The 8,103-nt window shown below is 63.7% G+C and carries 7 protein-coding genes; 3 read left to right on the top strand and 4 right to left on the bottom strand.

The features are described 5' to 3' along the window. The 3 genes from AC1DZP_RS25035 to AC1DZP_RS25025 all read right to left on the bottom strand — a co-directional run. On the bottom strand, window positions 1–357 hold a 357-nt coding region (locus AC1DZP_RS25035), incomplete at its 3' end, for a B12-binding domain-containing protein (protein ID WP_477306076.1). A 95-nt stretch (window positions 358–452) separates the two neighbouring features. After that, a complete protein-coding gene (locus tag AC1DZP_RS25030; protein ID WP_477306074.1) occupies window positions 453–2,102 on the bottom strand; it encodes an ABC transporter substrate-binding protein in 1,650 nt (549 codons plus the stop codon). A gap of 43 nt (window positions 2,103–2,145) precedes the next feature. After that, the gene (locus tag AC1DZP_RS25025) at window positions 2,146–3,696 is read right to left on the bottom strand and encodes a trimethylamine methyltransferase family protein (protein ID WP_477306072.1); all 1,551 of its coding nucleotides are present in this window, start codon (window positions 3,694–3,696) and stop codon (window positions 2,146–2,148) included. 92 nt (window positions 3,697–3,788) lie between these two features. Here AC1DZP_RS25025 and AC1DZP_RS25020 point away from each other — a divergent pair, with 92 nt between their 5' ends. Continuing rightward, window positions 3,789–4,691 carry a LysR substrate-binding domain-containing protein gene (locus AC1DZP_RS25020; protein WP_477226399.1) on the top strand — a complete coding sequence of 301 codons (903 nt, stop codon included), beginning with the start codon at window positions 3,789–3,791 and terminating at the stop codon, window positions 4,689–4,691. Between the two features lie 53 nt (window positions 4,692–4,744). On the opposite strand, the gene AC1DZP_RS25015 is transcribed toward AC1DZP_RS25020, so the two are convergent. Continuing rightward, window positions 4,745–5,053: a putative quinol monooxygenase gene (locus tag AC1DZP_RS25015; RefSeq protein WP_477306070.1), complete on the bottom strand. Its 309-nt coding sequence runs from the start codon at window positions 5,051–5,053 to the stop codon at window positions 4,745–4,747. A gap of 109 nt (window positions 5,054–5,162) precedes the next feature. Here AC1DZP_RS25015 and AC1DZP_RS25010 point away from each other — a divergent pair, with 109 nt between their 5' ends. Together AC1DZP_RS25010 and mutL are read left to right on the top strand one after the other, a co-directional pair. Then, on the top strand, window positions 5,163–6,125 hold the full coding sequence (locus AC1DZP_RS25010; protein WP_477306068.1) for a GlxA family transcriptional regulator: 963 nt from the start codon (window positions 5,163–5,165) through the stop codon (window positions 6,123–6,125). A gap of 59 nt (window positions 6,126–6,184) precedes the next feature. Next, window positions 6,185–8,068, top strand: coding sequence for a DNA mismatch repair endonuclease MutL (gene mutL / locus AC1DZP_RS25005; protein ID WP_477306066.1), 1,884 nt, complete (start codon window positions 6,185–6,187; stop codon window positions 8,066–8,068). The last annotated feature ends 35 nt before the right edge of the window (window positions 8,069–8,103 follow it).

The raw sequence follows: 8,103 nt of genomic DNA, 5'->3' as shown, positions 1-8,103 counted from the left end.
GTTCTTGCCGATGTCGTGGATGTCGCCCTTGACGGTGCCGATGACCATCTTGCCCTGCTTCGGCGCGCCGGTGGCGGCAAGCAGCGGACGCAGGATGAACATGCCGGCCTTCATCGCATTGGCCGACAACAGCACTTCGGGAACGAACAGGATGCCGTCGCGAAAATCCTCGCCGACGATGCGCATGCCTTCGACCAGCGCCTCGGTCAGCACCTTGTAAGGCGCCCAGCCGCGCTCGAGCAGGATGTTGGTGCCTTCCTCGATCTCTTCCTTCAGCCCGTCATAGAGATCGTCGTGCATCTGCTGCACCAACTCGTCGTCGGAAAGTTCGGAAAGGATGATCTCGTCGTCGGACATTTTGCCTGCGCCAATTGCTTGTCAGTGATTTGCGGGCCGCCGGCACCTTTGTCATAGGTGCCGGCGGCATTTGCTTGTAGGTCTCGGGAGTTAAATCAGGCGTCCAGCCAAACGTTCTGGAAGTCCATTTCGTAGGTCTGGTGCATTCCGTAGTTCTTCACCTTCTTGCTCATGTGGCAGTAGAGCTTCTGCCAGAACGGCTGGATGATGACGCCGGAATCCTGCAGGATCTGCTCGACGTCCTTCATCACCTCCTTGCGCTTGGCAGGATCGGCCAGCGAAAGCGCCTGCTTCAGCTTGGCGTCGAAATCGGGGTTGGCATAGGCCGTTTCGTTCCAGGCCTCGCCCGAGCGATAGCCGAGCGCCAGCACCTGGACGCCCAGCGGCCGCATGTACCAGATGGTCATCGAGTACGGATACTTCGTCCAGTCGTTCCAGAAGGTCGAGCCCGGCAGCACCGTACGCTTCACCTTGATGCCGGCGTCGCGCAATTGGCCGGCGATCGCATCGCCGGTGTTCTTCTGCCATTCGTCCTCGACGGTGATCAGCTCGTGCTCGAAGTCGGCCTGCCCGGCATCCGCCATCAGCTTCTTGGCGGCGGCGGCATCGCGTGTCTTCTTGGGCAGCGGATAGTATTCGGGATGGATCGGGGCGACGTGGTGGTTCTCGCCAACCGTGCCGAGCCCGGCGTAGCCGAGCTGCATGACGGCATTGTTGTCGACGGCCATCTGCAGCGCATTGCGCACCCGCTGGTCGTCATAGGGCTTGTGGGTGATGTTGGTGCGGGCAACGAGCGTGGTCGCCGTCGCGACCTCCGATTTCACCAGATCCATCTTGTCGAGGGCGTCGATGAAGTCGGCCGGCGTTTCGAAATCGAGGTCGATCTCGCCAGATTCGAAGGCATTCAGCGTGGCGTTGAAGTCGGTGCCGTAGTCGATGAACTCGACACCGTCGAGCGGTGTTTCACCGCCCCACCACTTGCCGTTCTCGCGACGCTTGACGATCGCCTTCGAACCCACTGCATAAGACACCAACTCGAAAGGTCCGGTACCGATCGGCTTCTTGATCGGGTCGGCGCCATCCTTATCGAAGTCGCGATGCACGACCAGCGCCGGATAGTCGGTGAAGCCCGGTATGATCGCGATGTCGGGTTCGGTCAGCTTCAGCTTGACCGTGAGGTCATCGACCTTGATGATAGCGCCATCCCTGGCCTTGCCGGTCTTTGTGTCGATCAGCGCGCCGACGCGTGCCGCCATGGAATTGCCGGAAGCACCCTTCTCGCACCAGCGGTTCAGATTGGAGACCACGTCATCAGCGTTGAAGGCGTCACCGTTGTTCCAGGTGATGCCTTTGCGCAGATGCAGGGTGTATTCGGTGGCGTCGTCATTGACGTCCCAGCTTTCGAGCAGGACCGGCTCGAAAGTGAACTGGTGCGTATAGCGGACGAGCGGCTCCAGCCAACAACGGGTGACGTTTGCCATCTCGGTCCAGTCATAGGTGCGCGGATCCTTCTGCGCCTTGACCGACATCGCGACATGCAGCGTTCCACCCTTTTTCGGTTCATCGGCCAGAGCCTTTGTCGGCGCGGCAAGGCCGATCATGCCATAGGCGAAAGCCGTCGACGCGCCGAAGGCGCTGGCCAGCGCCAGGAATTCGCGCCGGTCCATGCGGCCTGCACGCGTCTCTTTCGCCATTGTCTCGATAGCGCCCGGCACGCGGTCGCCATTGCTTCTGAAGAGCGTCATGTTTTCCTCCCTTGGTTGTTCCGTCAGGTCTTCGCCTGTCACATCAACTAACGCTGTTCGGCAGTTTTTCCTCACGCCGCGCGATAAAATCCTTAAGTCCCTCGGCGATGCCCTCGTCGAGCTTCGGCTCCTCATAGTCGGCCAGCATGTTGCGCGCCTTCTCGCGGCCGCGCGTGTCGTGGTCCTTCGCGCCTTCGGCCTTCCACTGTTCGTACGAATTGAAGTCCATGATGGTGGGCATGAAGAAAGCGGACTCGAAATGTTCGAGCGTGTGCTGGGTGCCGAGGAAATGGCCCTGCGGCCCCACCTCGCGGATCGCGGCCATCGCTTCCTTGAAATCGTCGAACGGAAGGCCGCCTGCATATTTGTACCAGCCGATAAGCTGCTCGCAGTCGGTGGCGAATTTCGAATAGCCGCAGGTGAGCCCCGCCTCCAGCCATCCGGCCGAGTGCCAGATGTAGTTGGCGCCGGCGAGGATGGCGGCGTGCATCAGCATGTTCGCCTCGTAGCCGGCCTGGGCGTCATTGAGCTTCGAGCCGACATGGAAGCCGGACGTGCGCCAAGGCAGCCGGTATTTCCGCGCCAGCGCGCCCATCAGGTACATCATCTGGGCGGCCTCCGGCGTGCCGCCCATCGGCGCTCCGGTCTTCATGTCGACCGTCACCATGAACTGGCCGTAGATCTGCGGCGACCCCGGACGCAGGAGCTGCGTGAAGGCGACGCCAGCGAGTGCTTCTGCATTGACTTGCGCCACCGCGCCGACGGCAGAGGCCGAAGTCGAGGCGCCGCACAGCGCGAAGGGCGCCAGGATCAACGGCTGGTTGTTGCGCGCATAGACCTTCATGGCGTCCAGCATGGTGGCGTCCCACACCAGCGGTGAGTTGCAATTGGTGATCGATACAAGCACCGGGTTGTCGCGGACGAACTCTTCGCCGAAGACGATGCCGGCCATCGCCATCGTGTCTTCGGCGCGTTCCTTCGAGGTGACAATGCCCATGAACGGCTTGTCGGAGTGCTTCAGCGCCGAATGGATGATGTGGAGGTGACGCTTGGGCACCGCAATTTCCATCGGCTCGCAGATGACCGAGCTCGACGAGTGCAGCGCCGGCGCCATGTAGGCGAGCTTGTGAAAATTGCTGAGGTCGGCGAGCGAACCGTACCGCCTGTTGTTGTCGAGGTCGCGCACATAGGGCGCGCCATACATCGGCACGAAGATGGAATTCTTGCCGCCGACGCGGACGGTACGCCCGGGGTTGCGAGCATTGAGGGTGAATTCCGGCGGGACCTTCGAGACCAACTCCATCAAGAGCGCACGGTCGATGCGGACGCGCGTCTCGGATACATCGGCTCCGGCGGCCTTCCACAGGGCGATCGCCTCATCGTCGCGGAATTCACAACCGACCTCTTCGAGGATCAAGAGCGATTCCTGGTGGATCAACTCCACCGCCTCGTCAGGCACCATCTGATAGGCGGGGATCTGGCGCACCAGCGTAGGAAACGAGGCTATGGGAGCGCCGCGTATCGCCTTGCGCCCCAAGCGACCGCCGCTTCTGCGGTTGGCGTGTTCGGTCACTGCAACGGCCGGTTCATTCATGGCAACTCATCCCTCCAACAGCCCGTCAACTTAGCGAGACGGAATATAGCTGTGACGCTGGAAAATCCTGATCTCTTGTATAAACTCTCCTTATGCGAAGCCTGCGCCACCTGCTGCCCTCCGCCGGCAGCCTGATCGTCTTCGAGGCGGCCGGCCGGCTGTCGAGCTTCACCGCCGCCGGGCGCGAGCTCGGCATGACGCAGGCGGCCGTATCCTACGCCGTGCGCGGGCTGGAGGAACAGCTCGGCGCCAAGCTCTTCCAGCGCCGCCACCGCCAGGTTCTCCTGACGGAGGCCGGCGAGCGCTTCCACGCCGACGTCTCGCTCGGGCTGTCGCATATCCGCAAGTCGGCGGAGGATCTGCGCCTGCAGGCGACCGGCGGCCATGTGACGCTGGCCGCCTCGACCGCCTTTGGCTCGTTCTGGATGATGCCGCGCCTACAGCAATTCCGCGACGAACTGCCGGGCGTTGATCTGCGTATCCAGACCGCCGACCGCGACCTCGACATCATCGCCGAGGGCATCCCGCTCGGCGTGCGCGGCGGCGTGCCGCGCGACTGGCCGGACTATCATTCGCTGTTGCTTGCAGACGAGGAGATCTTCCCGGTCGCGGGCCCCAGCTATCTGGCGAGGTTTGGGCTGCCAGAGACTGTCGCCGAACTTGCCATGCATCGGCTCATCCATCTCGAGGAGCCCTACCGCGAGGCTCCGAACTGGGACGAATGGTTCGCGGCAGCCGGAACCAGCCTCCGTAATGCCGAGCGCGGGTTGCGCATCAATGATTATGCCTTGGTGATTCAGGCGGTCATGGAGGGACAAGGCATCTCGCTCGGCTGGCGCCATCTCGTCGAGCGCCTCGTGGCATCAGGCCTGTTGGTGCCGGTGACGGATCATGTGCTGAGGACCGGCATCGGATTCTACGTCATCTGGCCGAAGAACCGCGAGCTCAGCGACAATGCGCGCAAGGTACGCGACTGGCTGGTGGCGCAGGCGTAGGCTCGCCAGCGCAATCCGGCGCGTGACCGGATTGCGTTTCGCATGCCGAAGGATCAGACCGAGCCGTCGTTCTTGAGGCCGAGCACGTCGATCTTGTCGATCGTCGGCGGGCCAACGAACAGCGTTTCGGCATTGGCCATCAGCGCCTTGGCAATCTCGCCGGTGAGATGTGCCTGCCGCCCTGCCTCGTCGTGAAAGGCATCGAACACGCCGAAGACGCTTGGCGAAAGCTGCAGGGCGAACCAGATCGGGGTCCTGGCTTCCTGATTGGCCAGTTGCAGCCCGGTGTCGAGGAACGCGGCGACATCCTTCTCCTTGCCGGGCTTGGCTTCGAAGCGTGCGAACAATGCAAGTTTGATCATTTGTCTTCTCCTCGTCGTTGTGCGGCCAAGGCGGCCATCAAAACGACTGTCGCAGCATCGAACTGGAAAGCGTATTGGCAAAAATGACATCTTTGATATCATTATTGCCATGAACATTTCCGTCCTCGCGCTTGATGGCGTCTTCGACACCGGGCTGGCCACGATGCTCGACGTGTTCGGCACCGCCAATGAGCTGGCAGGAATGCTGGCATCCCCGCCTGGCTGTTTCGCCGTGACCATTGTCGGGGTGAGCGACACGGTCCACACCGCGCAAGGCCTTCAGGTGCCGGTCGTCTCGATGGGCAGCGAGCCCGAGCCCGACTGGCTGGTGATCCCCGCGATCGGCCAGAAGATGCCCGGCCCGCTTGGCGAGGCGCTGAAGCGAAGCGACATTGCCAAGGCGACCAAGGCATTGCGGGCTGCCGCCGATGCCGGCGCGCGCATCGGGGCGGCCTGTATCGGTACTTTCATCCTGGCGGAAACCGGCCTGCTCGACCGTCGGCCGTCAACCACGACCTGGTGGCTGGCACCGATGTTCCGGCAACGCTACCCGCAAGTGCGGCTCGATGCGTCGCGCATGCTGATCAATGACGGGCAGTTCGCAACCGCCGGAGCAGCACTCGGCCACATCGACCTCGCTCTGATGGTCATCCGCCAGACAAGCCCGGAGCTTGCCGCGCTGACCGCCAAATATCTGATCGTCGACAGCCGGCCGTTGCAGTCGGCCTATGCCATCTCGGATCATCTCGCCCATTCGAACCCGCTGGTCGAGCGGTTCGAGCGATGGGCGCGCTGCCATCTCGCCGCCGGCTTCAACCTGGACGAAGCTGCCGCGGCACTGGGAGCCAGCAAGCGCACGCTGTCGCGGAGGGTCAACGATGTGCTTGGCAAGACACCGCTGTCCTATTTTCAGGATCTGCGGGTCGAGCAGGCTGTGCATTTGTTGAAGACCACATCCGACAGTGTCGATGAGATCGCCGCGAAGGTCGGCTATGGCGACGGGGTGACGCTGCGCAATCTGTTGCGCCGGCGGCTGCACAAGGGCGTGCGTGAAATCCGTGCCGCGCACTGATCCCCCGCTCTCGCGATATTGCCTCTCCCGCGCCCCCCGAATCCGCTTATAGTATCTCCATGCCCATTCGCCAGCTTTCCGAAACGATGATCAACCAGATCGCCGCCGGCGAAGTCATCGAGCGTCCGGCAAGCGTGGTCAAGGAACTGGTCGAGAATGCGCTCGATGCCGGTGCCGGCAAGGTAGAGGTCGTCACCGCCGGCGGCGGGCTGAACCTGATCCGCGTCACCGACGACGGCTCCGGCATCCCCGAACCGGAGCTGGCGATGGCGATCGCACGCCACTGCACCTCCAAGCTCACCGAGGATATCAACGACATCCGTTCGCTGGGCTTTCGCGGCGAGGCGCTGCCGTCGATCGGCTCGGTGTCGCGGCTGTCGATCCGTTCGCGGACAGCAACAAGCGACAGCGCCGCCGAGATCGGCATCGAGGGCGGCCGCGTCTTGCCCGTCAGGCCGGCGGCAGCCAACCGCGGCACCACGGTCGAAGTGCGCGACCTGTTCTTCGCCACGCCCGCCCGACTGAAATTCATGAAGGGCGAGCGCGCGGAGAGCTCGGCTACCAGCGACGTGGTCAAGCGCATCGCCATCGCCTTCCCCGCCGTGCGCTTCACATTGGCGGGTTCGGATCGCTCGACCCTGGAATTGCCGGCGACGGACGACAGTCCGGAAGGCAGCCTGCGCCGCGTCGCCCAGGTGATGGGCGCCGAGTTTCCGGACAATTCCATTGCCATCGACGCGATGCGCGAAGGCGTGCGTCTGACCGGTCACGTGTCGATCCCGTCCTTCACCCGCGCCAACGCGCTGCAGCAATATGCCTATGTCAATGGCAGGCCGGTGCGCGACAAGCTGATTGCCGGCGCCATACGCGGCGCCTTCGCGGATGTCTTGCCGCGCGACCGCCATGCGGTGACGGTGCTGTTCATGACGCTCGATCCGGCCGTCGTCGATGTCAACGTCCATCCGGCCAAGGCCGATGTGCGCTTCCGCGATCCCGGACTGGTGCGCGGGCTGATCGTCGGCGCTGTCCGGCAAGCACTCGCGGATGCCGGCATCCGCGCCGCCACCACGGGCGCGGCCGGCATGATGGCGGCGTTCCGGCCTGGTGCGGCATCCTACGGCCACGGCGGGCCCGCCAATGGCCACCGCAGCTATGAAGCATCCTACCATGCCTCCGGCCCAGCCGGCTTTGATCCGACGCGCTCGCCGCAGCGGCCCCTCGACATGGGGTTCGAAGGGGCGGGTTTCGAAGGCCCCGGTCAGCGCGGCTTGCGCGAAAATGGGCAGGCGGCATTCGATGCCGGCCCGCTGGCCAGCGCCGACGCACGCGCCGGGCAGAGCGAAGCGGCCGAGACGCTGCTTGGCGCGGTGCTGGGTGCGGCACGCGCTCAGGTGCATGAGAACTATATCGTCGCGCAGACCAGGGATTCGCTCATCATCGTCGACCAGCATGCGGCGCATGAGCGGCTGGTCTATGAGGCGCTGAAGAACGCGCTGCATTCGCGCGCCGTGCCGTCACAGATGCTGTTGCTGCCGGAAATCGTCGACCTGCCGGAAGAAGACGCCGAACGGCTGGCGATGCATTCCGAGACGCTGGCCCGCTTTGGACTTGGCGTCGAGCGTTTCGGCCCGGGTGCGGTCGCGGTGCGCGAGACGCCGTCGATGCTGGGCGAGACCAATGTCCAGCAACTGGTGCGCGACCTTGCCGACGAGATCGCCGACAACGACACGGTCGACACGCTGAAGGAGCGGTTGGACAAGATCGCGGCCACCATGGCCTGCCACGGCTCGGTACGCTCCGGCCGCCTGCTCAAGGCCGAGGAGATGAACGCGCTGCTGCGCCAGATGGAGGCAACGCCCGGCTCCGGCACCTGCAACCACGGGCGGCCGACCTATATCGAACTCAAGCTCGCGGATATCGAGAGGCTGTTTGGGAGGCGGTAAGGGGCATGCTCGCCGCGGTGCTTCTCTCTTCGGTC

This window comes from Mesorhizobium sp. P2_F8 (assembly GCF_056403655.1).
The sequence above is the reverse complement of the archived record's forward strand: the minus strand, read 5'-3'. Positions and strand labels throughout refer to the sequence as shown.

Coding starts and splice junctions, on each gene's coding strand:
- AC1DZP_RS25030 (WP_477306074.1), bottom strand. CDS start 2,102: ATGACGCTCTTCAGAAGCAATGGCGACCGCGTGCCGGGCGCTATCGAG.
- AC1DZP_RS25025 (WP_477306072.1), bottom strand. CDS start 3,696: ATGAATGAACCGGCCGTTGCAGTGACCGAACACGCCAACCGCAGAAGC.
- AC1DZP_RS25020 (WP_477226399.1), top strand. CDS start 3,789: ATGCGAAGCCTGCGCCACCTGCTGCCCTCCGCCGGCAGCCTGATCGTC.
- AC1DZP_RS25015 (WP_477306070.1), bottom strand. CDS start 5,053: ATGATCAAACTTGCATTGTTCGCACGCTTCGAAGCCAAGCCCGGCAAG.
- AC1DZP_RS25010 (WP_477306068.1), top strand. CDS start 5,163: ATGAACATTTCCGTCCTCGCGCTTGATGGCGTCTTCGACACCGGGCTG.
- mutL (WP_477306066.1), top strand. CDS start 6,185: ATGCCCATTCGCCAGCTTTCCGAAACGATGATCAACCAGATCGCCGCC.